We start from the raw sequence: 23,239 nt of genomic DNA on the forward strand, positions 1-23,239 counted from the left end.
TCCGGCCCGCCGGTGCTGGTGCTCACGCTGCTCCTCGCGCTCCTGGTGCTGTGCTGGTGCTGGGCTGGTGCTGGGCTGTGCCGTGGTGCGTGGTGGTGCTCGCGCCGCCGCCCGGGGTGGTCCCGGGAGGCCGTACGCCCCTCCCCGCGCTCGGCGGGGAGGGGCGTGGCGGCGTCGGCCGGTGGGGCGTCGTCAGCCCGCGGCGCTGATCGCGTCGACCTGCTCGGTGATCTGCTCGCGCAGGCCCTCGGAGATCGGCGCGGAGCCCGCCTGCTGCGCGGCGGCCTGCTGGCCCTCCTCGCTGCCGACGTAGGTCATGAACGCCTTGACCTTGTCCGCGTCCTCCTGCGACTCGTACTGCTTGCACACGACGTGGTAGCTCACGAGGAACAGCGGGTACGCGCCGGCCTCGGTCGTGGTGCGGTCGATCTCGTAGGCCAGGTCGCCCTCGGGGCGGCCCTCGGCGAGCGCGGAGGCCTCGAGCGCGGTGGCCGCGCCCTCGGGGCTCGGCGCGACGTACTCCTCGCCGACCTTCAGCGCGGCGGTGCCGAGCTCGCCGGCCTGGCTCAGGTCGGCGTAGCCGATCGCGCCCTCGGCCGCGGTGACGGCCTGGATGACGCCGGAGGTCTGCTGGGCCGCCTCGCCGCCCTCGGCCGGCCAGACGCCGTCCGGCTCGTACGGGAAGTCCGCCTCGGCGTTGGCCACCAGGTACTCGATGAAGTTCTCCGTGGTGCCCGAGTCGTCCGCGCGGTGCACGGCGGTGATCGGGGTGCTCGGCAGCTGCGCGTCGGGGTTGTCCGCCGCGATCGCCGGGTCGTTCCACGTGGTGATCTGGTTGTTGAAGATCTTCGCCACGGTGGCGGGGGAGAGCTGCAGCTCCGGCACCGACGGGAGGTTGTAGACCACCGCGATGGGGCTGATGTAGTGCGGCAGGTCGATGGCCCCGCCGTCGCCCGCGCAGCGCTCCTGGGAGCTGGTCAGCTCCTCCTCGTCGAGGTAGGCGTCCGAGCCGGCGAAGAGCACGCCGCCGGCCAGGAACTGCTCGCGGCCGCCGCCGGAGCCCACCGCGTCGTAGTTGACGGTGATGTCGGGGTTCGCGTCCTGGAACCCGACCGCCCAGGCCTGCATGGCCGCCTGCTGCGAGCTCGCGCCCGCGCCGTTCAGGTCGCCCGAGAGGCTGGAGCCGCCGCCGGAGCCGCTGCCGGCCGAGTCGCCCTCGTCGTCGCCGCCGCAGGCGGCCACGGTCAGGGCCAGGGAGAGCGCCAGCGCCGTGGCGGAGGCCGGACGGCGGAGGGTGCGCAGGTTCACTGTGGGATGTCCTTGTCCATCGGGCCCGTCGCAGGGCCGGGTGGTCGCGATCGTCGTGATGACGTCCAGGACGGTAGGTGGGCCAGGTGAAGCGCCTGGCGGGCGCAGGTGAACGGGGCCTGAACGGTCCCGGGCTGCCCGGCGTCCGTCGGGCGGCCCCGTGGTGCACGTCACGTGAACGACCCCGGGACGGCTCCTGGTGCTACCGCCCGTGACGTGCTGGAGACGTACAAGAAGTCTTGTGCAAGGACCCTCGCCGGTCTAGCGTCGGTGCCGTGGCCGACGACCCCGGGGACCTGCACCTCACCGACCCGCGCGCCATGCGCGCGCTCGCGCACCCCACCCGGCTGCGCCTGCTGGGCGAGCTGCGCGTGCGGGGGCCGCAGACCGTGGGGATGCTCAGCGAGGTCGTCGACGAGGCCCCGGGGTCGGTGAGCTACCACCTCGGCCAGCTCGCCCGGCACGGCTTCGTGGAGCCGGCGCCCGAGCGGGCCCGCGACGGGCGCGAGCGGTGGTGGGCCGCCGCGCACCGGCGCACCCACTGGGAGCCGCTGGAGGCGCTCGAGGACCCCGAGCGCCGGGCCGCCTCGGGGGTGCTGCGCCGGGCGGTGTTCCGGCGCTACCTCGCCGTCCTCGAGGAGTACCTCGAGAGCGAGCCGTCGCTGCCCGCGGAGTGGGTGGCGCCGATGGCCAGCAGCGACGCGGTGCTGCACCTCACCGCCGCCGAGCTCGGCGAGCTGCGCGCGGACCTCGAGGCGCTCGGCGCGCGCTGGGAGGCCCGCAGCGACCCGGACCGCCCCGGGGCCGAGGCCGTCACCCTCGTCTACCAGGCCTTCCGGCGCCCGTCGTGACCCGCGCGCCCCGGCGGGCCGGCCCGCTCGTCGCCCTTCTCGCGGCGCACGGCACCTCCCTGGCCGGCAACGTGCTCACGCTCGTCGCGCTGCCCCTGCACGTCCTCGCCGAGACCGGCTCGGCCTCGCTCACGGGCCTCACCGGCGTGGTGGCGACCCTGCCCGTCGTCGTCGGCGGCGCGCTGGGCGGCGTGCTCGTCGACCGGTACGGCTACCGCCGCTCCAGCGTCGCCGCCGACCTGGCGAGCGGTGCGACGATCGCCCTCGTCCCGCTGCTCGCCGCGACGACGGGGCTGCCGCTGTGGGGGCTGCTGCTCCTCGTGCTGCTGTCCGGGCTCCTCGACGCGCCGGGCGAGACGGCGCGCGCGGCCCTGCTCCCCGAGGCGGCGCGCGCGGCGGGCGTGCCGCTGGAGCGTGCCGTCGGCTGGATGTCCGCCGTCGAGCGCGCCGCCCGCCTCGTCGGCGCCCCGGCGGCAGGCTTCCTCGTGCTGGCGCTCGGCGCCCTGCCGGTGCTCGCGGTCGACGCGGCCACCTTCGCGCTGGCCGCGCTGCTCGTGGGGCGGTGGGTACCCGCGGCCCTGGACCGGCCGCGGCCGGACGGCCCCGGCGCCGGCTACTGGGCCGAGCTGGGCGAGGGTCTGCGCTTCCTGGTGCGCGAGCCGGTGCTGCGCCTCGTGGTGCTCGTCGTCCTCGTCACCAACGCCCTCGACGCGGCGTCCTCGTCGGTGCTCAGGCCGGTGTGGGCGGACGCCCGGCCGGACGGCGCCGCCGCGCTGGGCCTGCTCGTCGGCACCATGGGCGGTGGTGCCCTCGTCGGGTCGCTGCTCTTCGGGGCGGTCGGGCACCGCCTCCCCCGCCGGGCCACCTTCGTCGTGGCCTTCGCGCTGTGCGGGCCGCCGCAGCTGCTCGTGCTCGCCTCGGGCTGGTCGCTGGGGCCCGTGCTCGTCGTGACCGCCCTCGCCGGCGTCGCGGCGGGCGCCATCAACCCCGTCCTCAGCACGGTCGAGCTCGAGCGGGTCCCGCCGGGCCTGCGCGCCCGCGTCTTCGGGGCGGTGCGCGCCGGCTGCTGGGCCGCCATGCCGCTGGGCGCCCTGGGAGCCGGCGTCGCCGTCGACCTCGTCGGCCTGCGCCCGGTCCTGCTCGCCGGTGCCGCGGCCTACCTGCTCGTCGTCCTCGCCCCGCTCACCGGCGGGGCGTGGCGGGGGATGGACCGGGCCTCGCTCAGTGCGCCGCAGCCCCCCGCCGCCGCGCCACGAGCGTGACGACGGCGACGACGACAGCCCCGACGACGAGGCCGACGAGGGCGCTGGCGAGGGTGTCCACCACCCAGGCGACGACGCCGCCCAGGGCGCCCGTGGCGTCGTGCGCCGCCTCCTCGAGGTGGTGCACGGCGTCGTACAGCACGTGCACGCCGAGCTCCTCGGTCCCCACGAGCAGGATGTGCCCGCCGACCCAGAGCATCGCGGCGGTGCCGACGACGGTGAGCGCGCTGAGCAGGCGCGGCATCGCACGGACGAGGAAGCGCCCGAAGCGGGCGACGCCCGCGCCGGGGCGCTGGGCCAGGCTGAGCCCGACGTCGTCCATCTTCACGATGACGCCGACGACGCCGTACACGAGCACCGTGATGGCGACCGCGACGAGCGCGAGGATCACGGCGCGGCCGAGGAACGGCTGGTCGACGACCTCGTTGAGCGAGATGACCATGATCTCGGCGGAGAGGATGAAGTCGGTGCGCACGGCGCCGGAGACGATCGTCTGCTCGTCGGGCAGCGCCTCCTCGCCCGCCGCGTGCTCGTCGGCGTGCCCGCTGAACCGGTGCCAGAGCTTCTCGGCGCCCTCGTAGCTGAGGTACGCCCCGCCGAGCATGAGGATCGGGGTGAGCAGGAACGGCAGGAACTGGCTGAGCAGCAGGACCGCCGGCAGGATGATCAGCAGCTTGTTGCGCAGCGAGCCGAGGGCGATCCGCTTGATGATCGGCAGCTCGCGCTCGGCCGCGAGGCCGCGCACGTACTGCGGCGTGACGGCGGTGTCGTCGACGACGACGCCCGCGGCCTTCACGCCGGCCCGCCCCGCGGCGAGCCCGATGTCGTCGACCGAGGCCGCGGCGGCGCGCGCCAGCACCGCCACGTCGTCGAGGAGCGCTACGAGTCCACCCGCCACGGGAGGTCCTTCCGGTCGGTCGCCGTCGCCTGCTGCGTCGATGATCCCGGCACCGTCCCTACCCGCGGAGGCGCCGGGTGCACCCCGGCGCCGGCCCGCGTCAGGGCCGCTGGCGCTCGGCCCCGAGGACCTGGCCCTTGGCCACGTGCAGGACGAGCAGCTCGCCGGGCCGCAGCGGCCGGGCGTCGAGGCCGAGGTCGACGGGGGTGCCGTCGGCGAGGTCGCGGGCGCGGGCCACGAGGGAGGGCAGCACCGGCCGGTGCGAGCAGAGCAGCGCGGGGCGCCCGTCGTGGACGAGGCGCTCGAGCAGGTCCGGCGCGGCCGCGGGCGCGGCCTCGAGACCCCCCTCGGACAGCTCGTCGACCAGCTCGGGATCGGCGTCCAGATGGGCGAGGGTGCCCACGCAGCGGGTCGCCGGCGAGCTCACGACCCGCTCGGGCTCCCAGGCGGCGAGCAGCGCCGGCAGCCGGGCCGCCTGCTCCTCGCCCTCGGGCGCGAGCGGGCGCAGGGCGTCGTCGCCGCCCCACGCCTTGCGCGAGCGCGCCTTGGCGTGGCGCAGCACGAGCACGGGCGCGGTCTGCACGGGCAGGCGGGCGAACTCGGCGAGCACGGCCCGGTCCGACTCGCGGTGCACCCGGTCGCGCGCGTCCTGCACGGTGCGCCACTCGAGGCCGTCGACCTCGTCGTTGGGCTCGAACGCCCCGTCGACGACGCGGGCCGCCCAGTAGTGGACCCGCTTGGGCCGCCCGAGGGCGAGGTACGACGTCGCGCCGAGCGGGCGGCCGAGGTGGACGCCCAGCCCGGTCTCCTCGCGCACCTCGCGCAGGGCGGTGGCGACGAGGTGCTCGCCCGGGTCGACCTTGCCCTTCGGCAGCGACCAGTCGTCGTAGCGGGGACGGTGGACGACGGCGACCTCGACGCCGTCGGGGCCGCCGGGGCGCCAGCACACGGCCCCGGCGGCGAGGACGACCGCGTCGCTCATCGGGTCCCGGGCGCGCGGCGGCGGGACGAGCGTCGCGGCTTCGCGGCGATGAGGTGCTCCTGCAGGTCGAGCAGCGGGGTGCCGTCCGGCGCGCGGTGGTGCCGCTCCCACGAGCCGTCGGGCTGCAGGTGGAAGGAGGAGGTCTCGTCGCTCATGCCCTGCTCGAAGAGCTGCACGAGCTCGGTGACGTGCTCCTTGCGCCCGAGGCGCACCAGCGCCTCCACCCGCCGGTCGAGGTTGCGGTGCATGAGGTCCGCGCTGCCGATGTAGACGAGCGGGTCGCCGCCGCCGTCGGCGAAGGCGAACACCCGCGAGTGCTCGAGGAACCGCCCGAGGACGCTGCGCACCCGGATCGTCTCGGACATGCCGGGCACCCCGGGGCGCAGGGCGCAGATGCCGCGCACCCACACGTCGACGGGCACGCCCGCCTGCGACGCGCGGTAGAGCGCGTCGATGACGGTCTCGTCGACGATGCTGTTCGCCTTCATCTTGACCCAGGCCGGGCGGCCCGCCCGGTGGTGCTCGACCTCGCGCTCGATGCACTCGACGAGCCCGCGCCGCAGCGAGCGGGGCGCGACGAGCAGGCGCCGGTACGACGTCTTCGGCGCGTAGCCGGAGAGCTGGTTGAACAGCCGGGTGAGGTCCTCCCCGACCTGCGGGTCGCAGGTGAGCAGGCCCAGGTCCTCGTAGAGGCGCGCGGTCTTGGGGTTGTAGTTGCCGGTGCCCACGTGCGCGTAGCGGCGCAGCCCGTCCGGCTCCTGGCGCACCACGAGGGCGAGCTTGCAGTGCGTCTTGAGCCCGACGAGGCCGTACACGACGTGCACGCCGGCCTGCTCGAGCTTGCGCGCCCACTTGATGTTGGCCTGCTCGTCGAAGCGCGCCTTGATCTCGACGAGGGCCAGGACCTGCTTGCCGGCTTCGGCGGCGTCGATGAGGGCGTCGACGATGGGCGAGTCGCCGGAGGTGCGGTAGAGCGTCTGCTTGATGGCGAGCACCGCCGGGTCGGCCGCCGCCTGCTCGAGGAACGCCTGCACGCTCGTGGAGAAGGAGTCGTACGGGTGGTGCAGCAGCACGTCGCGCTGGCGGATCGCGGCGAAGAGGTCGGGCTGCTTCGCCGACTCGACCTCGGCGAGCGAGCGGTGCGTCTTCGGGACGAAGGAGGGGAACTTCAGCGCCGGCCGGTCGAGGTCGGCGATGGAGTTGAGCCCGGTGAGGTCGAGCGGCGCGGGGAGCGCGAAGACCTCCTGCTCGCTGACGCCGAGCTCGCGCACGAGCAGGTCGCGCACGTGCGGGTCGATGGACTCCTCGACCTCGAGGCGCACCGGCGGGCCGAAGCGGCGCCGGGTGAGCTCGCGCTCGAGGGCCTGCAGGAGGTTCTCGGCGTCGTCCTCCTCGACCTCGAGGTCCTCGTTGCGGGTGACCCGGAACGTGTGGTGCTGCAGGACCTCCATGCCGGGGAAGAGCTGCGGCAGGTGCGCGGCGATGACGTCCTCGAGGGGGACGAAGCGCTCGGGCGAGGCCTGCAGGAAGCGCTGCAGCAGCGGCGGCACCTTGACGCGGGCGAAGTGCTCCTTGCCGGTCGCGGGGTTGCGCACGACGACCGCGAGGTTGAGCGACAGGCCGGAGATGTAGGGGAACGGGTGCGCGGGGTCGACCGCGAGCGGGGTGAGCACGGGGAAGACGCGGTCGCGGAAGATCGCGTGCAGCTCCTCCTGCTCGGCCTCGGTGAGCTCGTCCCAGCGCAGCAGCTCGATGCCCTCGGCCGCCAGGGCGGGGAGCACCTCGTCGCGGAAGACCGCCGAGTGCCGGGCGGTGAGCGAGCGCGCGGTCGCCCAGATGCCCTCGAGGACCTGGCGCGGCTGCAGCCCGCTCGCCGCGCGCACCGCGAGCCCCGCGGCGATGCGCCGCTTGAGGCCGGCGACGCGCACCATGAAGAACTCGTCGAGGTTGCTCGCGAAGATGGCGAGGAACCGGGCCCGCTCGAGCAGCGGCAGGTCGGGGTCCTCGGCGAGCTCGAGCACGCGCTGGTTGAACTGCAGCCAGCTCGTCTCGCGGTCGAGGAACCGGTCCTCGGGGAGCTCGTCCGCGGCGTCCTCGGCGGGGGCGTCGACGGCCGGGACCGCCCCGTCGCGGGCCGCCGCCGTACGGGGGCGGCGGGTGCGCGTGCGCGGCGCCGGCTGCTCCGGGCCGATGCGCTCGACGAGGTCGGACTCGGTGGTCTGCGCGCTCATGGGGGTCACTCTCCCACCGCGAGGTGAACGGCACGCCCGTAGGCCACGTCGACGTCCCACCGCACGAAGCCCAGGCCGCGGTACGTGCGCAGCGCGGCCTCGTTGTCGCCGTCGACGTAGAGCATCACCGCGGGCAGGCCGCGGGCCTGCAGGTGCCGCAGCCCCACGAGGGTGACCAGCGAGCCGAGGCCGAGGCCCTGCGCGGACGGGTCGACGCCCACGACGTACACCTCGCCGAGCGCCTCCGGGCCGCTGCCGTGCACCTTCGTCCAGTGGAACGCCACGAGGCGCCCCTCGCGCTCGGCGAGGAAGAACCCGTCGGGGTCGAACCACGGCTCCTCGCGGCGCAGCCGGAGGTCCTCCACGGTCATCCGGCCCTGCTCGGGGTGGTGCGCGAAGGCCCGCGCGTTGAGGGCGACCCACGCCTCGTCGTCCTGCCCCGGCACGAAGGTGCGCAGCACGACCCCCGGCGGCGGCGCGGGGCGCGCCAGCGCGCCGTCGAGGGGGCGGCGCATCCGCCACAGCTCCCGCACGCGCGCGAGGCCCAGCCGCGCGGCGAGCGCGGCGGCGCCGGCGTGGTCGCCGTGCGCCCAGAGCCGCACGGGCGCCCCCGCGGCCTCCTCCAGCAGCGCGGCCACGAGGGCGCGACCGTAGCCGCGCCGGCGCAGGGCCGGCGCCACGACGGCCTCGCCGGTGCCGGTGCCCGGGTCGAGGTGGGCCGCGCCGGCGAGCTCGTCGCCGGCCCAGAGCAGGACCGTGGTGCCGCCGCCGTGGCGCAGCTGCAGGGTCGTCTGCTCGCCGAGGGGCCGTACGCCGTCCTCGTCGGTCGCCTGCTCGACGAGCCAGGCGACCCGCTGCAGCTCCGCGGGCTCCAGCCGCGGGAGCACCTCGACGCGCGCCAGCCGCTCCTCGACCATGGCGGTCACCCTACGGGCGGGCGAGGGCGGGCCCCGCGGCCGGACCGGCCCTAGCGGGCGTCGGCCCCGGCACGGGCCGGCGGCACCGCGGGCGCGACGTCCTCGACGGGGGGCAGCTCGGTGGCCGGCTGCGGCACCACGAACCGGTAGCCGACGTTGCGCACGGTGCCGATGAGCGCCTCGTGCTCGGCGCCGAGCTTCGCGCGCAGCCGCCGCACGTGGACGTCGACGGTGCGCGTGCCGCCGAAGTAGTCGTAGCCCCACACCTCCTGCAGCAGCTGGGCGCGGGTGAACACGCGCCCGGGGTGCTGGGCCAGGAACTTGAGGAGCTCGAACTCCTTGAAGGTGAGGTCGAGCGTGCGGCCGCGGACCTTCGCGGTGTACGCCGCCTCGTCGATCGCGACGTCGCCGCTGCGGATCTCGGTCGGCCCCTCCGTGCCCCCGGCGGCGGCCGCGCGGCCCAGCGCCAGGCGCAGCCGGGCCTCGACCTCGGCGGGCCCGGCGACGTCGAGCAGCACGTCGTCCACGCCCCAGTCGGCGGACACGACGGTCATGCCGCCCTCGGTGAGGACGAGCAGCACGGGGCTGGACACCCCCGTGGTGCGCAGCAGGCGGCACAGCGAGCGCACCTGCGGCAGGTCGCGGCGCCCGTCGACGAGCACGACGTCGGCCGGCGGGGCGTCCACGAGCGCCGACGCCTCGGCGGGCGCCACGCGCACGGCGTGCGAGAGCAGCCCCAGGGCGGGCAGCACCTCGGCGGAGGGCTGCACGGCGTTCGTCAGCAGCAGGACCTGGCTCATCCGGGTCTCCCCTCGTCGGCCCCGGCAGGGGCCAGCGGGTGGCGGTGCGTCGACGCTGACGCCTGGGTCGGGCACAGCGCCGGGGCTGCCCCGGCCCGGCGCACGAGGGGCCCGCGCGTCGCACCGCTGCGCGCCCGGCGTCGCCGCCGGAGGGGTCCTCGTGCGCAGAATGTAGCGCGCGGGGGCTCCGCGCGGAACGGACGGGAAACAGGAGGCGGCCGATGGGCACCCGGGACGAGGGGCCGCCCGGCGGCGCGCTGGTCCGCTACTGGGCGGCGGCGCGCGCTGCCGCGGGCACCGCCGAGGAGCGCCTGCCGGGGGCCACGGTCGGCGAGGTCCTCGCGGCCGCGCGGGCCGCGCACGGCGGCGACGGCGGGGAGCTGGCGCGCGTCCTCGCCCGCTGCTCGGTGCTCGTCGACGGCGTGCGCAGCGACCCGGCCGCCCCGGTGGGCCCGGGCGCGGTCCTCGAGGTGCTGCCCCCCTTCGCGGGGGGCTGAGGGGCGCGGCGGCGGCGGGGTGCTCTGGCACGATGCGCGGGTGAGGACCAGCCCCGCGGGACCGACGGCGGTCGCGCTGCCCGCGGCGGGCGTGGCCCTCGTGCTCGCCCTGGTGGCCCTGCTGGCCGCCGCGGCCGGCGACCTGCTCCTGGCCTTCGCGCTCGCCGCCGTGCAGGGGGTCCTGCTCACCGGCTGGCACCGGGTGTGCGGCGCGGGCGGCGCGGCGGGCGGGGCGCTCGTGGCCCTCGCGGCCGCCCTCGGCGCGGACGGCCTGGTGGCCGCCGTGGCGGACGGCCGCCTCGCGCCGCGCGCGACGCCCGCCGAGCCCGTCCTCTGGGTCCTCGGGCCGGCCGTGCTCGTCGCCTTCCTCGCCCAGCTGGCCCGCCGCGACGGGCGCCCCGACGTGGTGCGCAGCGTGACCGCGACGCTCGCCGCCGCCGTCGTGGCGGTGCTGGGCGCGCTCGCGCTGGGGGCCGTGCAGGTGCCCGAGGGCGCCGCGGCCCTGGCGAGCGGGCTGCTCGGCGCCGTCGTCGGCCTCGCCGTCGCCGCGGTCCCCGTGCCGGGGGGCGCCCCCGCCGGCGCTGGCCTCGCGGCGGTGCTGGGCGCGGGCGCCGGCGCGGCCCTCGCGGTGGCGCCGCTGGACCGCCTCGTCGTCGACGGCGACGCGGTGGGCGCGCTCGGCTGGGGCCCCGCCGCGGGGGCGGGGTGCGCGGCCGTCGCCGCCCTGCTCGCGGTCGCCGTCCTGCAGCTGGCCCGCACCGGGGGCGACCGGGCGAGCTCGCTGGCCGTGGCCGCCGCCGCGCCGGTCCTGCTCGCCGCGCCGCTCGCGTACGCCGTCGGCAGGGCCCTCGCGTGAGGCGCCGCCTGGGGTGCCTGCTGCTGGTGCTCGTCGTGCTCGCCCTGCTCCTGCTCGCGCTGGACCGCGGCGCCGTCGCCGTCGTCGAGCGGGTCGCGCAGGACCGCGCGGGGTCGTACGGGGTCGAGGGTGCCGACGTCGAGGTGCGCGGCTTCCCGGTGCTGCAGCAGCTCGTGCGGCTCGAGGCCGAGGACGTCGACCTGCGGGCGGACGCGCTCGAGCGCGGCGGGGTGCGGGTGCAGGACGTGGTGGGCACCGCCGACGGGGTGCGGGTGGCGACGCTGTCGAGCGTGGAGGTCGCCCGCCTCCGGGTGCGCGGCACCGTGCCCTTCGCCGAGCTGGAGGAGCGCGCGGGCCTCGAGGCCGGTTCGGTCGCGGCCGCGGGGCCGGACGCGGTGCGGGTGTCGCAGGTGGTGGAGCTCCTGGGCCGGCCGGTCGAGGCGGTGGTGACCGCGCGGGTCGCGCTCGACGGGGGCGAGCTCGTCGTCACCCCGAGCGCGCTGCAGGTGGACGGCCGCGACGCGCCCGACCTGCTCGAGGTCGTGCGCGAGCGCGTGACGGCGCGCGTGCCGCTGCCGGCGCTCCCGGCCGGGGTCGAGGTGCGCTCGGTGGCGGTGGGCCCCGGCGGGGTCGACGTGCGCGCCGACGGCACCGACGTGCTCCTCGAGCGCTGAGGCGCGGTAGGAAGGGGCCGTGGACCTGCTCTGGAGGCTCGCGGCCTCGGCCCTCGCCCTGTGGGTGGCGGCGCGGCTCGTCGACGGCGTCGACGTGACCGCCACCACCGACGGCGGCACCGTCGCGACGGTCGCGCTCGTCGCCGTCGTCTTCGGCGTGGTGAACGCCGTCGTCAAGCCGGTCGTGAAGCTGCTGGCCCTGCCGCTGTACGTCCTGACGCTCGGCCTGCTGACCTTCGTCGTCAACGGCCTGCTCCTGTGGCTGACGGGCGCGCTGGCCGAGGCGCTGGACATCGCGTTCCGCGTCACCGGCCTCTGGCCCGCGGTCCTCGGCGCCCTCGTCGTGAGCGTCGTGAGCTGGGCGGCGAGCCTGCTCGTCGGCGACTGAGCCGGGACGGGGCCGTCGTCTCGCAGCGTGGGAAGGGCTGACCGCGGGCCGGACGGAGGCCTTACCATGGCGCCCGTGACGACGACGGAGCTGACGAAGCGCCGCGCAGTGGACTACGGGCGCACCACGAGCGCGCTCTGTCGCACCCGCTGACGCCCGTCCCCGCGCGCGCCTGCGCGCCCCCGTCAGAGCCCCGCGCCACCCCCGACAGGAGATCCGCCATGAGCCGATCCGACGTGCTCGTCGACGCCGACTGGGTGCAGCAGCACCTCGACGACCCGAAGGTGGTCGTCGTCGAGGTCGACGAGGACACCACCGCCTACGACAAGAACCACATCCGCGGCGCCGTGCGCCTGGACTGGCGCACCGACCTGCAGGACCAGGTGCGCCGCGACTTCGTGGGCAAGGAGGAGTTCGAGCAGCTCCTCTCGGCCCGCGGCATCGGCAACGACGACACCGTGGTCCTCTACGGCGGCAACAACAACTGGTTCGCGTCCTACGCGTACTGGTACTTCAAGCTCTACGGCCACCGCGACGTGCGGCTGCTCGACGGCGGGCGCAAGAAGTGGGAGCTCGACTCGCGCGAGCTCGTCACCGAGGTGCCCGAGCGGCCCGCGACGACGTACGTCGCCCAGGAGCCGGACAGCTCGATCCGCGCGTTCCGCGACGAGGTCGTGGAGCTGGCCACCTCGCAGGCGAAGAACCTCGTCGACGTGCGCTCGCCCGACGAGTTCTCGGGCCGGCTGCTCGCCCCCGCGCACCTGCCGCAGGAGCAGTCGCAGCGCCCGGGCCACGTGCCCGGGGCGAAGAACGTCCCGTGGAGCAAGAACGCCAACGACGACGGCACCTTCAAGTCCGAGGACGAGCTGCGCGCGCTCTACGAGGAGCAGGGCGTCGACCTGTCCCGCGACACCGTCGCGTACTGCCGCATCGGCGAGCGCTCGGCGCTGACCTGGTTCGTGCTGCACGAGCTGCTCGGCCAGCCGAACGTCAAGAACTACGACGGCTCGTGGACCGAGTACGGCTCCCTCGTCGGCGTGCCGATCGAGCTCGGCAAGGGGTCCTGACCGTGTGCGGCGTGAAGCCGGGCGGCGTCAGCCTCGACGGCGTCGACACGTCGCGGGCCACGGTGATCCAGGGCGTCGTGCAGCGCGAGGGGCAGCCGGTCGGCGGGGCGTACGTCCGCCTGCTCGACACCGACGGCGAGTTCACCGCCGAGGTGCCCACCTCGGCCACCGGGCACTTCCGCTTCTTCGCCGCGCCCGGCACGTGGACCCTGCGCACCCTGGCCCCCGGCGCCAGCGTCGACCGCACGGTCGTGGCCCAGCAGGGCGTGGTCAGCGAGCTCGAGATCGCGGTCTGAGCCCGCCGCCGGCAGCACCACCTGCGCATGATCGCGGCGGGGTCCTCCTCACGGGGGACCCCGCCGCTGCACGTCCCCCCGCCGCTGCACCCCCCACCCTTGCCGTGATCATGCGCAGGTGGCGGCGCGGCGGTCAGTAGACGAGCGCCTGCACCCCGTCGGCCATGACCTCGGCGAGGAAGGCCTGCGAGCCGGCGACGCGCACGCCCTCCAGCACGTCGCCCTCCCCGATGCCGCGGCGGGCGGCGCACTGCGTGCAGAGGGTGACCCGCCCGCCCGCGAGCACCGCGGCGAGCAGGTCCTGCAGCGGGGCGGCCTCGGGCAGCGAGAACCCCTCGGCGCGGCCCGGCAGGGCGTACCAGGCGCTCTCGCCGGTGAGCCACAGCGAGACGTCGAGCCCGGACGACACGCCGAGGGCCGCCACGGTGAACGCCTGCGAGCAGCGCTCGGGCGCGTCGGCGCCGGCAGTGGTCTTCACGACGAGCGAGGTGCGCACGGCACGCGACGCTAGCGCGCTGCGCCGGGTGCGCGGCCCGCACGTACCATCGGTGGCGTGGACGCCCTCGAGATCTTCTACACGAGCCTGCTGGTGCTCGTCTTCCTGCTGGTGACGTGGTTCTCCGTCTACGTGGTCTGGAAGCTCTACAAGGGCCAGGACTGACGTGGCGGGAGGCACCCCCGCGCCGGTCGAGATCCCCGCGGACCTCCCGGCGCCGCTCGTGCCGCTGGCGTGGCTCCTCGGCACCTGGGAGGGCGCCGGCGTGAGCGGCTTCCCGGGCCAGGAGGAGGCGCGCTTCGGCCAGGAGGTCGTGTTCTCCCACGACGGGCGGCCCGTCCTCTCGTACGTCTCGCGCACCTGGCTCCTCGACGAGGACGGCACGCCGGGCGAGCCCCTGACGACGGAGACCGGGTACTGGCGCCCGCTCGACGGCCTCGGCCTCGAGGTGCTGCTCGCCCACCCCGACGGGGTCGTCGAGGCGTACCTCGGCGAGGTCGACGGCGCGAAGGTCGAGATGCGCACCGACGTCGTCGTGGCGACCGAGTCGCCGAAGGACCACCCCGGCTACAGCGCCGGGCACCGGCTCTACGGCCGGGTGGAGGGCGACCTCATGTGGGTGTACGAGCTCGCGGCGCAGGACCAGCCGCTCGCGCCGGTGATGAGCGCGCGGCTGAAGCGGGTGTGACGGGAGGGGCCGTGGGGGCAGGGACGGGTCCGGAGCTGCGCGCGGAGCTGCGCGCGCGGGGCCTGCGGCTGACCCCGCAGCGCCAGCTCGTGCTGCAGGCGGTCACCGCGCTGCGGCACGGCACCCCCGACGAGATCCTCGCCGAGGTCCGGCGCACCGCCGACGGCGTCAACATCTCGACCGTCTACCGCACCCTCGAGCTGCTCGAGGAGGTCGGCCTCGTCCGCCACGCGCACCTCGGGCACCGGGCGCCGACGTACCACTCCGCCGACGACGCCGGGCACCTGCACCTGGTCTGCCGCGAGTGCGGCACCGTGACCGAGGTCGACGTGGCCGAGGCGGACGCGTTCGCGGGAAGGATGCGCGAGCGGCACGGGTTCGAGACCGACGTGGAGCACTTCGCCGTCTACGGCCGCTGCGCGGCCTGCGCGTCCTCGTGAGCGGCTACCGCTCGCCCCTGCTCGCCCGCCCGGGCGCCGTCGAGGCCGACCCGCCGGACTCCGGCGTCGCGTCGCACTACGGCGACCCCTTCGTCGAGCAGCGCCGCCTCGAGGCCGGCGAGGGCCTCGTCGACCTCTCGCACCGGCCGGTCGTGCGCGTCGCGGGCCCGGACCGGCTCACCTGGCTGCACTCGCTCACCACCCAGCACCTCGAGCGCCTGGCCCCCGGCGAGGGGACGACGGCGCTGGTGCTCAGCCCGCACGGGCACGTCGAGCACCACCTCGCGCTCGTCGACGACGGCGAGGCGGTCTGGGCGCACCTCGAGCCGGGGACCGCCGAGGGCCTCGTCCGCTTCCTCACGACGATGCGGTTCTGGTCGCAGGTCGAGGTCGAGGACGTCACCGACCGCTTCGCGGTGGTGTGGGAGCCGGTCGCCGAGCCCCGCCCGCCGCACACCACCCGCGTCGAGCCCCCCTCGCGCGACGGCTCGCCCTTCGGCCGCGACGTGCTCGTGCCCCGCGACGAGCTGCCCGCGTACGCCGAGGGCCGCCCGCTCGCCGGCACCTGGGCGCTCGAGGCGCTGCGCATCGCCGCGGCCCGCCCGCGCCTCGGCCTCGAGACCGACCACCGCACGATCCCGCACGAGCTCGACTGGCTGCGCGAGGCCGTGCACCTGGACAAGGGGTGCTACCGCGGGCAGGAGACCGTCGCCCGCGTGCACAACCTCGGCCGGCCCCCGCGCCGCCTCGTGCTGCTGCACCTCGACGGCTCGGTGGAGCACCTGCCGGCCACCGGCGACGACGTCGTCCTCGACGGGCGCGCGGTCGGGCGCGTCACCAGCGCCGCCCGCCACCACGAGCTCGGCCCGGTCGCGCTCGCCGTGGTCAAGCGCAACGTCCCCGTGGACGCCCCCCTCCTCGCCGGCGGCGTCAGCGCCGCCCAGGAGGTCGTCGTCCCGGCCTGAGCCCGGCCAGGTGCATGATCGTGGCCGAGGAACTGCATGATCGCGGCCGAGGAGATGCATGATCGCGGCCACGAGGACGGCCGCGATCATGCAGCTCCCCGGCGACGACCGTGCAGCCGGAGCGGCCTCACACCTCCACGAGCAGGGTGAGGGGGCCGTCGTTGACGAGGGCGACCTGCATGTCGGCGCCGAAGACGCCGGTCTCGACGTGCGCGCCGAGGTCGCGCAGGGCGGCGACGACGGCGTCGACGAGGGGCTCGGCCACCTCGCCGGGGGCGGCGGCGGACCAGGTGGGGCGCCGGCCCCTGCGCGTGTCGCCGTACAGCGTGAACTGGCTGACGACGAGCAGCGGGGCGCCGAGGTCGGCGCAGGAGCGCTCGCCGGGCAGCACGCGCAGGCCGTGCACCTTCTCCGCGAGCCGCCGGGCCGTCGCCGCGTCGTCGGCGTGGGTGACCCCGACGAGGACGAGCAGCGCCGGGCCCTCGACGGCGCCGACGACCGACCCGCCGACGCTCACGCTCGCCGACGCCACCCGCTGCACCACCGCCCGCACGGCGCCGATCCTCCCGGACGTGGCACGATGCCCGCCATGGCAGGGGGGACCGGACGTGCGCCGCGCGCGACGCTCATCACCGTCGCGCCGACCGGCGCCGAGACGGCCAAGGCCGACTGCCCGGCGCTCCCGGTGACGCTCGACGAGCTCGTGGCGACCGCGGTGGCCTGCGAGGCGGCCGGCGCCGCCGTGGTGCACGTGCACGTGCGCGGGGCCGACACCCGCCCGACGCTGGACCCGGTGGTCCTGCGCGACACCGTCGACGCGCTGCGCGAGCGCACCTCGCTCGTCGTGCAGCTCTCCACGGGCGGCAGCGTGCGGGACGGCTACGACGCCCGCCTCGCCGTGCTCGACGCGCAGCCGGACGCCTGCTCGCTCACCACCGGCACCGTCGACTTCGGCGACGACGTGTTCCTCAACCCGTGGCCGTTCGTGAGCGAGCTCTACCGCCGGTCGCAGGACGCGGGCGTCGTCCCGGAGTTCGAGCTGTTCGACCTCGGCCACGTCGAGCGCCTGCACCGGTTGCTCGACGGGCACGGGGCGCCGCACGGCGGCCACGTGCACTGCGACCTCGTCATGGGGGTCCCGGGCGGCATGCCCGGCACCGCCGCGGCGCTCGTGGCGGCCGTCCAGGCGCTGCCGCAGGGCGCGACCTGGTCGGCGACGGGCATCGGCCGCACGACGCTGCCCGTGGCGCTCGCGGCCCTCAGTGCGGGCGGGCACCTGCGGGTGGGCATGGAGGACACGCTGAGCTTCGGCCCGCGCCGGCCGGTGCGCGACAACGCCGAGCTCGTGGAGCGGGCCGCCCGGCTCGCGGAGCTCGCGCAGCGCCCGGCGATGGCGCCGGCCGAGGCGCGCGGGATGCTCGGCATCGAGGACAGGACCACAGCGATCCAGGGGGGCGCGCGATGACCGATCCGATGCCGGGGGGCCGCCGGCGCATCGACCGGGTGCTCGGCGAGGGCTTCCTCGAGGGGCTGGCCGACCTGCCGCTGCAGGAGGTGCGCGAGCGCCGCCGCGAGGCGGAGCAGGAGGAGGCCGACCTCTCGTACGTGCGCCGGATGCTCCAGGGCCGCTCGGACATCCTGCGCGCGGAGATCGCCCGCCGTGCCGGCGGGAGCCACGTCGGCGGCGCCGGCGGCGACGAGGAGCTCGTGCGCCGCCTGACCGAGGTCCTCACCGACGCCCCGCGCGGGGACCAGCGCCAGCGCAGCGACCACGGCCTCGGCCGCTTCCTGTCCGTGGAGCCGAGCCGGGTCGACGAGCACCGCCGCGAGGTCGAGCAGGTCGTCGCCGACGTGGGCATCTCGGACGTCACGGGGGCGAGCGACGAGGAGCTGCGCGCGGCCCTGGCGCGCGTCGAGGACTTCGAGCACCGGGTGTCGGCGAGCCGGCGCCGGGTGCAGGAGGCCATGGACGCCTGCACCGCGGAGGTCGCCCGCCGCTACACCGAGGGCCAGGCGCGCGTCGACGACCTGCTGCCCGAGCGGTGAGCGGCGCCCCCGCGAGCCCCAGCACGGTCGAGGTCGTCCGCTCGGGCGTCGTCGAGAGCACGCACACCGCGACGGTCGCGGTCCTCGGCGCCGACGGGGCGCTGCTGCACGCCGCGGGGGACGTCGACGCCCCGGTCTTCCCCCGCTCCTCCAACAAGCCGCTGCAGGCGGTCGGGCTGCTCGAGGCCGGCCTCGACCTGCCCGACGACCTGCTGGCGCTGGCCTGCGCGAGCCACTCGGGGGAGCCGTACCACGTCGCCGGGGTCCGGCGGCTGCTCGCGACGGCGGGCCTGGACGAGTCGGCGCTGCGCACCCCGCCGGACCTGCCGCTCGACCGCGAGGCGGCCACCCGGCTGCTGCGCGCCGGCGGCGGGCGCGACCCGGTGCTCATGAACTGCTCCGGCAAGCACGCCGGGATGCTCGCGGCGTGCGTCGCCGCCGGGTGGCCCACGGGGTCGTACCTCGACGCCGACCACCCGCTGCAGCGCGGCCTGCGCGCGGCGGTGGAGCGCCTCACCGGCGAGCCGGTGGCGGCGGTGGGCGTCGACGGGTGCGGCGCGCCGCTCTTCGCCGTCGGCACCGCCGGCCTGGCCCGCGGGTTCGCCGCGCTGGCCACCGCGCCCGAGGGCACCCCGGAGCACCGCGTCGCCCGCGCGATGACCGCGCACCCCGAGCTGGTCGGCGGCACCGGCCGCGACGTCACCCGCGCCATGCGGGCGGTCCCCGGCCTCGTCGCCAAGGACGGCGCCGAGGGCGTGTACGCCGCGGGCCTCGCCTCCGGCGCGGCCGTCGCGCTCAAGGTCCACGACGGCGCGGAGCGGGCCCGGCCGGGCCTGCTGGTGGCGGCGCTGCGCCGGGCCGGGCTGCCGGACGGTACGGACGGGACCGCCCTCGACGCCGTCGCGCACGTGCCGGTCCTGGGGCACGGGCGCCCCGTGGGCGAGGTGCGCGCCGCGCTCTGAGGCGTCGGCGCGGACCCGCGACCACCCCGCCGGTGCGATCTCCGGCACACGCTTGCCGGAACGCTGGCGGGAGCGGTCCCGGCGTGGTGTCCTGGTGCCGTGCGCGGTGGGCGCGCACCTCGGCACGGGGGCCGGGTCCGTCCAGCAGGAGGCGCCCCGTGGCCCGTACCGTGCTCGTCCGCCACGCCCTCGCCGGCGACAAGGCCCGCTGGGCCGGCGACGACGCGCTCCGCCCGCTCGAGCCCGCGGGCGCGGCGCAGGCGCTGCAGCTCGTCCCGCTGCTCGGCGCCGTGCCCGTGCGCCGGGTCCTGACGAGCCCGCTGGTGCGCTGCCGCCGGACCGTCGAGCCGCTGGCCGCCGCGCGGGGGCTCGCGGTCGAGGAGCACGCGGCGCTGCGCCCGGACGCGCGCGTCGGCGACGTCCTCGCGCTGCTGCGGAGCCCGGGCGCCGCCGGCGCGCTGGTGTGCACGCACGGGGAGGTCCTCGTCGCCCTCGGGCTCGCGTGGTCGCACGGCGAGCCGGAGAAGGGCGGCGCCTGGCTCGTGGAGCACCCGCTCCAGGCGGGGGCGACGCCGGTCCGCGTGCTCCCCGCCCCCGCCGCGCCCCTCGTGCCGGGGCCCCGGGCGGAGCAGCGTCAGGCGGTCGCCGGGTAGGGGTTCGCCCGGCAGCCCTCGAGGCTCTTGGTCTGCTGCACCATGACCGGCGCGGGCGCGCCCGGCTCCGGGCAGCCCACGTGGTGCCGCCCGAGGCCGTGCCCGACCTCGTGGGCGACGAGGTAGCGGCGGTACCCCTCGAGGTCGTCCCCGTAGGTCTCCGAGCCCCGGCCCCAGCGCAGCGCGTTGATGACCGCGCGCTCGCCGTTCCAGCACGAGACGCGCCCGTACGTCAGCAGCGGCGCGCAGAGCTCGTCCGTGCGGTCGGGCGAGGCGAGGGTGACCGTGAGGTCGGCCGCGCCGCGGTCGGCGACCTGCACGAACCGCACGCCGAGCACCCCCTGCCAGCCGCGCTCGTCGACGAGGATCTCGTGCACCGCACGGGCGAAGCGGGCGCCGTCGAAGGGCAGCCCGCGCTCCACCTCGACCGCGTACCGGACGGTGTCGCCGTCCTCGACCGTCGCCGGCAGGTCGAGCCCGTACGTCCCCAGCGACCCGCCGGCGGACCGCGGCACCTCGACGGGCCGGTCCTGCGTCCACGGGGTCGGCGCCGGGCGCGGCGCCCGGGCCGCCGGGGTCGTCCGCGCCGTCGGCGGGGGCGCGGTGGCGGTGGGTCCGGCCGCGGGCGAGGTGCCGCTGGTCCCGACGAGGGCGGCGGGCGCGTCCTCGTCGCCGCCCGCGGCGCGCACCCCCGCGGTCACGACGAGCCCGGCCGCGACGAGCCCGGCCAGCACGCCGAGCCGCCGGCGCCGGTACACCGCGGCCGAGGGCCGTCCCGGCCGGCGCCGCCCGGGGGCTCCGGGTGCGGAGGGCGCGGGGCGGGGCGTCGGGCGGGGCGTCGGGCGGGGCGTCGGGTCGGCGGGGTCCGGCACGGGGCCAGGCTAGGCGGGCGGCGCCGCGGGGTCCGGCAGCGGCGCGTCGAGCGCGAGGTCCACCACGACCGGGGCGTGGTCCGAGGGCCCCTTGCCCTTGCGGGCCTCCCGGTCGACGTACGCGTCGCGCACCGCGGCGGTGAAGGCGCCGTCGCCGTAGACGAGGTCGATGCGCATCCCGAGGTCCTTGTGGAACATGCCGGCCCGGTAGTCCCAGTAGGTGAAGGGGTGCGGCCCCTTGCCGGGGCGCGGGACGACGTCGCCGAGGCCCAGGGCGCGCAGCCGGCCCAGCGCCTCGCGCTCGGGCGGGGTGACGTGGGTGGACTGCGCGAACGCGGCCGCGTCCCAGACGTCGGCGTCCGTCGGCGCGACGTTGAAGTCGCCGAGGACCGCGAGCGGGCGCGGGCCGAGCTCGGCCGCGAGGGTGGCGCGCAGCGCCTCGAGCCAGGCGAGCTTGTACGCGTAGTGCGGGTGCCCCGGCTCGCGCCCGTTCGGCACGTAGACGGACCACAGCCGCACCCCGCCGCAGGTCGCGCCCACCGCCCGCGCCTCGGGGTCGGGGAAGCCGGGCTCGTCGTCGAGGCCGCGCCGCACGTCCTCGAGCCCCACCCGGCTCAGCAGGGCGACGCCGTTCCAGCGCGACGTGCCGTGCGCCGCCGTGGCGTAGCCGAGCTCGGCGACCTGCTCGGCCGGGAACGCGTCGGCCGCGCACTTGGTCTCCTGCAGGCAGACCACGTCGGGCGCGGCCTCCTGCAGCCAGCCGAGCAGGCGGGGCAGGCGGGCGCCGACGCTGTTGACGTTCCAGGTCGCGACGCGCACCCGCTCAGGTCTCCTTCCGGGTCGCCTTCGGCGCCGAGCGCACGGCCCGGGCCAGCTCGTCGAGGACGCGCCGCGGGCGCAGGACGGGGCTCGTCGTGCCCGCGCCGGCGCCCATCGCGGCGACCGCCTCCGCGAGCGCGCTGCGCGCGTCGGTGGCGGGCTCCCAGCCGAGCACCTCCCGGGCGCGGGCGGCCTCGAGCAGCGGCACGGCGAAGGCGAGGTCGATCCAGCCGGGGTCGAGGGGCTGCAGCCGGGCCTGCCAGGCGGCGGCCGCGGCGGCGCGCACCACCGGGTACGGCACGTGCACGGCACGGGCCCCCAGCACCTCGGCGATGAGGTCGCGGGTCACCGGCGGGTCGGCGACGAGGTTGAAGGCGCCCTCCGCCCGGCGCTCGAGCACCCGCACGAGCGCGTCGGCGACGTCGTCGGTGTGCACCGCCTGGAAGACCAGCGAGCGGTCCAGCGGCAGCACCGGCACGTGCCGCACGACGGACGACGGGACCCAGGCCGGCAGGCCGTACCGGAGCAGCGCCGAGCCCGCGGCGCCCTGCAGGACGATCCCGGGGCGCATCCGCGCGATGCGCAGCCGCTCGTCGTCGGGCCGGTCCGCCTCGTCGCGCTCGACCTCGTCGAGCAGGCGCTCCACGGCGACCTTGTGCCGGCTGTACGCCAGCGAGGAGACCCCGCCGGTCGGCCACGCCTCGTCGACGCGGCGGTCGTCCGGGCCGGGGGAGTACGCCCCGAGCGAGGACAGGTGCACCAGGTGCGGCACGCCCGCGCGGCGCACGGCCTGCACGACCGCCCGGCTGCCGCCGACGCCGACCCGCTCGAGGTACGCGGTGTCGTGCGAGGGCTGGAAGAGCCACGCCAGGTGGACGACGGCGTCGGCCCCCTCGACGACCTCCCGCAGCCGCGACGCCGCCGAGGCGTCGCCGAGGTCCAGGGCGTGCCAGGTCGCCCCCTCGTACGGCTCCCCGCCCCGCGGCGGCCGCCGGGCGACCCCCACGACGTCGTGCCCGTCGACCAGCCGGCGCAGCAGCGCCGTGCCGAGGTTCCCGCTCGCGCCCGTGACGACGACCCGCACCCGGCTCCTCCTCGCTCCGCTCCCGCGGCTGCCGCACCCGTCCGACCTGTCCCGACCGGCCGCCCCCTACCCCGCGCGGCGGCGCGGGGAACCGGCCCGCGAGCAACTCCAGCGAGCACGGCGCTTGCACGAGCTAGCACGGTGGGGCACCCTGGGGGCATGGCGAGGATCGACGTCGGGTCGCTGGGCTCCCTGCAGGGCAGCGTCGGGGACTACATCCGCGAGCAGCGGCGCAGTGCCCAGTGGTCGCTGCGCCAGCTCGCCGACGCCGCGGGGGTGTCCAACCCCTACCTGAGCCAGATCGAGCGGGGGCTGCGCAAGCCGAGCGCCGAGATCCTCCAGCAGATCGCGAAGGCGCTGCGGATCTCGGCGGAGACGCTCTACGTCCGCGCGGGCTTCCTCGAGGAGCGCGAGGGAGGGCACGAGGTCGTCACGGCGATCCTCGCCGACCCCGTCCTCACCCAGCGCCAGAAGCGCGTCCTGCTCGACATCCACGCCTCGTTCCGCCGCGAGGCGCTGAGCGAGGCCGCCGGGGCCGTCGACGAGCCCACCGCCGACCCCGAGGACCCCGCCGCCGACCCCGCCGGCCCCGCCGACCCCGCCGGGACCACCGGGACCACCGAGACCACCGAGACCACCGGACCCCTGGAGGACCGATGACCACCCTGCGCACCCCGCGCCTGCCCCTGCCCGAGCTGCGCTCGGTCGAGCTGCCCGACCTGCGCCTGCCCGAGCTGCCCGACCTGCGCGAGCTGCGCAGCCTGGCCGACCGGCCCGAGCTGCGCCGCCCCGCGTACGCCCTCGCCGGCGCCGGCGACCTCGCCGTCGCCGCGCTGCGCGGCGTCCCCGCCCGCCTCGCCGGGCTGCGCGCCGAGGTGCCGGCGCCCCGCGCCGCCGCCGAGCAGGCCGCCGGGCAGCTGGCCGCGGCGTACGACGGCCTGGCCGCCCGCGGCGAGGACCTCGTGACCCGCGTGCGCCGCCAGCCGGCCGTGCGCGAGGTGCAGGAGCGGGTCGAGGCGACCGAGCGGGCCGCGGAGTCCACCGTCGCCACCGCCCGCAAGGGCGCGGCGCGCACCCGCCGCTCCGCCGAGGGCACGGCGAACGCCGCGCGCCGCACCGCCGCCAGCGCCCGCCGCGCCGCGAAGCAGTCCGCCGACCAGGTGGGCTGACCCGCTCGCGGGGTACGG

28 protein-coding genes are annotated in these 23,239 nt (G+C 77.1%); 17 read left to right on the forward strand and 11 right to left on the reverse strand.

Annotation, left to right across the window (positions count from 1 at the left end):
• Positions 1 to 192: 192 nt before the first annotated feature.
• The gene (gene pstS / locus D5H78_RS01510) at positions 193 to 1,308 is read right to left on the reverse strand and encodes a phosphate ABC transporter substrate-binding protein PstS (RefSeq protein ID WP_218566105.1); all 1,116 of its coding nucleotides are present in this window, start codon (positions 1,306 to 1,308) and stop codon (positions 193 to 195) included.
• A gap of 275 nt (positions 1,309 to 1,583) precedes the next feature.
• Between pstS and D5H78_RS01515 the strand changes: the two genes are divergently transcribed.
• Positions 1,584 to 2,159 (forward strand): ArsR/SmtB family transcription factor, encoded by a 576-nt coding sequence (locus tag D5H78_RS01515; RefSeq protein WP_218566107.1) that lies wholly within the window; start codon positions 1,584 to 1,586, stop codon positions 2,157 to 2,159.
• Positions 2,156 to 3,421 (forward strand): MFS transporter, encoded by a 1,266-nt coding sequence (locus D5H78_RS01520; protein ID WP_119948639.1) that lies wholly within the window; start codon positions 2,156 to 2,158, stop codon positions 3,419 to 3,421. Before D5H78_RS01515 ends, D5H78_RS01520 begins: the two co-directional genes overlap by 4 nt.
• Here D5H78_RS01520 and D5H78_RS01525 read toward each other — a convergent pair.
• The 5 genes from D5H78_RS01525 to D5H78_RS01545 form a co-directional block, all read right to left on the reverse strand.
• The gene (locus D5H78_RS01525) at positions 3,381 to 4,319 is read right to left on the reverse strand and encodes a DUF808 domain-containing protein (protein WP_119948640.1); all 939 of its coding nucleotides are present in this window, start codon (positions 4,317 to 4,319) and stop codon (positions 3,381 to 3,383) included. The two genes, D5H78_RS01520 and D5H78_RS01525, sit on opposite strands and share 41 nt — an antisense overlap.
• 100 nt (positions 4,320 to 4,419) lie before the next feature.
• The gene (locus tag D5H78_RS01530) at positions 4,420 to 5,301 is read right to left on the reverse strand and encodes an NUDIX hydrolase (protein ID WP_119948641.1); all 882 of its coding nucleotides are present in this window, start codon (positions 5,299 to 5,301) and stop codon (positions 4,420 to 4,422) included.
• Positions 5,298 to 7,532 carry an RNA degradosome polyphosphate kinase gene (locus D5H78_RS01535; RefSeq protein WP_119949268.1) on the reverse strand — a complete coding sequence of 745 codons (2,235 nt, stop codon included), beginning with the start codon at positions 7,530 to 7,532 and terminating at the stop codon, positions 5,298 to 5,300. Before D5H78_RS01535 ends, D5H78_RS01530 begins: the two co-directional genes overlap by 4 nt.
• Before the next feature lie 5 nt (positions 7,533 to 7,537).
• Positions 7,538 to 8,449 carry a mycothiol synthase gene (mshD, locus tag D5H78_RS01540; RefSeq protein ID WP_119948642.1) on the reverse strand — a complete coding sequence of 304 codons (912 nt, stop codon included), beginning with the start codon at positions 8,447 to 8,449 and terminating at the stop codon, positions 7,538 to 7,540.
• Positions 8,450 to 8,499: 50 nt separating this feature from the next.
• Entirely contained in the window at positions 8,500 to 9,249 is a 750-nt protein-coding gene (locus D5H78_RS01545) for a winged helix-turn-helix transcriptional regulator (protein ID WP_119948643.1), read from the reverse strand.
• Positions 9,250 to 9,470: 221 nt separating this feature from the next.
• Here D5H78_RS01545 and D5H78_RS01550 point away from each other — a divergent pair, with 221 nt between their 5' ends.
• The 6 genes from D5H78_RS01550 to D5H78_RS01575 all read left to right on the forward strand — a co-directional run bounded on the left by D5H78_RS01550 (position 9,471) and on the right by D5H78_RS01575 (position 13,027).
• On the forward strand, positions 9,471 to 9,746 hold the full coding sequence (locus D5H78_RS01550) for a MoaD/ThiS family protein (RefSeq protein ID WP_119948644.1): 276 nt from the start codon (positions 9,471 to 9,473) through the stop codon (positions 9,744 to 9,746).
• Positions 9,747 to 9,786: 40 nt separating this feature from the next.
• On the forward strand, positions 9,787 to 10,602 hold the full coding sequence (locus D5H78_RS19145; RefSeq protein ID WP_165865554.1) for a hypothetical protein: 816 nt from the start codon (positions 9,787 to 9,789) through the stop codon (positions 10,600 to 10,602).
• Positions 10,599 to 11,276, forward strand: coding sequence for an LmeA family phospholipid-binding protein (locus D5H78_RS01560; RefSeq protein WP_119949269.1), 678 nt, complete (start codon positions 10,599 to 10,601; stop codon positions 11,274 to 11,276). The genes D5H78_RS19145 and D5H78_RS01560 overlap by 4 nt, the downstream gene beginning before the upstream one ends.
• Before the next feature lie 19 nt (positions 11,277 to 11,295).
• Entirely contained in the window at positions 11,296 to 11,664 is a 369-nt protein-coding gene (locus D5H78_RS01565; RefSeq protein WP_119948645.1) for a phage holin family protein, read from the forward strand.
• Between the two features lie 221 nt (positions 11,665 to 11,885).
• Positions 11,886 to 12,731, forward strand: a complete 846-nt coding sequence (locus D5H78_RS01570; protein ID WP_119948646.1) for a sulfurtransferase — start codon at positions 11,886 to 11,888, stop codon at positions 12,729 to 12,731.
• Between the two features lie 2 nt (positions 12,732 to 12,733).
• The gene (locus tag D5H78_RS01575) at positions 12,734 to 13,027 is read left to right on the forward strand and encodes a DUF1416 domain-containing protein (protein WP_119948647.1); all 294 of its coding nucleotides are present in this window, start codon (positions 12,734 to 12,736) and stop codon (positions 13,025 to 13,027) included.
• Between the two features lie 133 nt (positions 13,028 to 13,160).
• Here the strand turns inward: D5H78_RS01575 and D5H78_RS01580 are convergent, their stop codons facing one another.
• Positions 13,161 to 13,523, reverse strand: a complete 363-nt coding sequence (locus D5H78_RS01580) for a DsrE family protein (protein WP_119948648.1) — start codon at positions 13,521 to 13,523, stop codon at positions 13,161 to 13,163.
• 166 nt (positions 13,524 to 13,689) lie between these two features.
• On the opposite strand from D5H78_RS01580, the gene D5H78_RS01585 reads away from it, so the two are divergent.
• The 3 genes from D5H78_RS01585 to ygfZ are packed head-to-tail and all read left to right on the forward strand — an operon-like array spanning position 13,690 to position 15,616.
• Positions 13,690 to 14,211 (forward strand): heme-binding beta-barrel domain-containing protein, encoded by a 522-nt coding sequence (locus tag D5H78_RS01585; RefSeq protein ID WP_119948649.1) that lies wholly within the window; start codon positions 13,690 to 13,692, stop codon positions 14,209 to 14,211.
• 35 nt (positions 14,212 to 14,246) lie between these two features.
• Entirely contained in the window at positions 14,247 to 14,651 is a 405-nt protein-coding gene (locus D5H78_RS01590; protein ID WP_425472906.1) for a Fur family transcriptional regulator, read from the forward strand.
• Positions 14,648 to 15,616 (forward strand): CAF17-like 4Fe-4S cluster assembly/insertion protein YgfZ, encoded by a 969-nt coding sequence (gene ygfZ, locus D5H78_RS01595; RefSeq protein WP_218566110.1) that lies wholly within the window; start codon positions 14,648 to 14,650, stop codon positions 15,614 to 15,616. The genes D5H78_RS01590 and ygfZ overlap by 4 nt, the downstream gene beginning before the upstream one ends.
• A gap of 127 nt (positions 15,617 to 15,743) precedes the next feature.
• Here ygfZ and dtd read toward each other — a convergent pair whose 3' ends face one another.
• A complete protein-coding gene (gene dtd, locus D5H78_RS01600; RefSeq protein ID WP_119948651.1) occupies positions 15,744 to 16,169 on the reverse strand; it encodes a D-aminoacyl-tRNA deacylase in 426 nt (141 codons plus the stop codon).
• A 36-nt stretch (positions 16,170 to 16,205) separates the two neighbouring features.
• On the opposite strand from dtd, the gene D5H78_RS01605 reads away from it, so the two are divergent.
• The 4 genes from D5H78_RS01605 to D5H78_RS19150 all read left to right on the forward strand — a co-directional run bounded on the left by D5H78_RS01605 (position 16,206) and on the right by D5H78_RS19150 (position 19,277).
• Positions 16,206 to 17,081 (forward strand): beta-keto acid cleavage family enzyme, encoded by an 876-nt coding sequence (locus D5H78_RS01605; RefSeq protein WP_119948652.1) that lies wholly within the window; start codon positions 16,206 to 16,208, stop codon positions 17,079 to 17,081.
• Positions 17,078 to 17,662, forward strand: a complete 585-nt coding sequence (locus D5H78_RS19020) for an RsiG family protein (protein WP_123131039.1) — start codon at positions 17,078 to 17,080, stop codon at positions 17,660 to 17,662. Before D5H78_RS01605 ends, D5H78_RS19020 begins: the two co-directional genes overlap by 4 nt.
• Positions 17,659 to 18,624 carry an asparaginase gene (locus tag D5H78_RS01610; RefSeq protein ID WP_119948653.1) on the forward strand — a complete coding sequence of 322 codons (966 nt, stop codon included), beginning with the start codon at positions 17,659 to 17,661 and terminating at the stop codon, positions 18,622 to 18,624. The genes D5H78_RS19020 and D5H78_RS01610 overlap by 4 nt, the downstream gene beginning before the upstream one ends.
• A gap of 158 nt (positions 18,625 to 18,782) precedes the next feature.
• Complete coding sequence (locus D5H78_RS19150) at positions 18,783 to 19,277, forward strand: SixA phosphatase family protein (RefSeq protein WP_165865555.1); 495 nt, start codon at positions 18,783 to 18,785, stop codon at positions 19,275 to 19,277.
• Here D5H78_RS19150 and D5H78_RS01620 read toward each other — a convergent pair.
• Genes D5H78_RS01620 through D5H78_RS01630 form a run of 3 tightly spaced genes read right to left on the reverse strand, consistent with a single transcriptional unit; the run spans position 19,259 to position 22,052 of the window.
• Positions 19,259 to 20,149, reverse strand: a complete 891-nt coding sequence (locus D5H78_RS01620) for a DUF3152 domain-containing protein (protein ID WP_218566111.1) — start codon at positions 20,147 to 20,149, stop codon at positions 19,259 to 19,261. The genes D5H78_RS19150 and D5H78_RS01620 overlap by 19 nt on opposite strands.
• Positions 20,150 to 20,158: 9 nt before the next feature.
• Positions 20,159 to 20,968, reverse strand: a complete 810-nt coding sequence (locus D5H78_RS01625; protein WP_119948654.1) for an exodeoxyribonuclease III — start codon at positions 20,966 to 20,968, stop codon at positions 20,159 to 20,161.
• Positions 20,969 to 20,972: 4 nt separating this feature from the next.
• Positions 20,973 to 22,052 (reverse strand): NAD-dependent epimerase/dehydratase family protein, encoded by a 1,080-nt coding sequence (locus tag D5H78_RS01630; RefSeq protein WP_119948655.1) that lies wholly within the window; start codon positions 22,050 to 22,052, stop codon positions 20,973 to 20,975.
• Between the two features lie 159 nt (positions 22,053 to 22,211).
• Here D5H78_RS01630 and D5H78_RS01635 point away from each other — a divergent pair, with 159 nt between their 5' ends.
• Both D5H78_RS01635 and D5H78_RS01640 read left to right on the forward strand, forming a co-directional pair.
• Positions 22,212 to 22,712, forward strand: a complete 501-nt coding sequence (locus tag D5H78_RS01635) for a helix-turn-helix domain-containing protein (RefSeq protein ID WP_119948656.1) — start codon at positions 22,212 to 22,214, stop codon at positions 22,710 to 22,712.
• A complete protein-coding gene (locus D5H78_RS01640) occupies positions 22,709 to 23,221 on the forward strand; it encodes a hypothetical protein (RefSeq protein WP_119948657.1) in 513 nt (170 codons plus the stop codon). Before D5H78_RS01635 ends, D5H78_RS01640 begins: the two co-directional genes overlap by 4 nt.
• The last annotated feature ends 18 nt before the right edge of the window (positions 23,222 to 23,239 follow it).

The sequence above is a fragment of the Vallicoccus soli genome (assembly GCF_003594885.1).
In the GTDB taxonomy this organism is placed as follows: domain Bacteria; phylum Actinomycetota; class Actinomycetes; order Motilibacterales; family Motilibacteraceae; genus Vallicoccus; species Vallicoccus soli.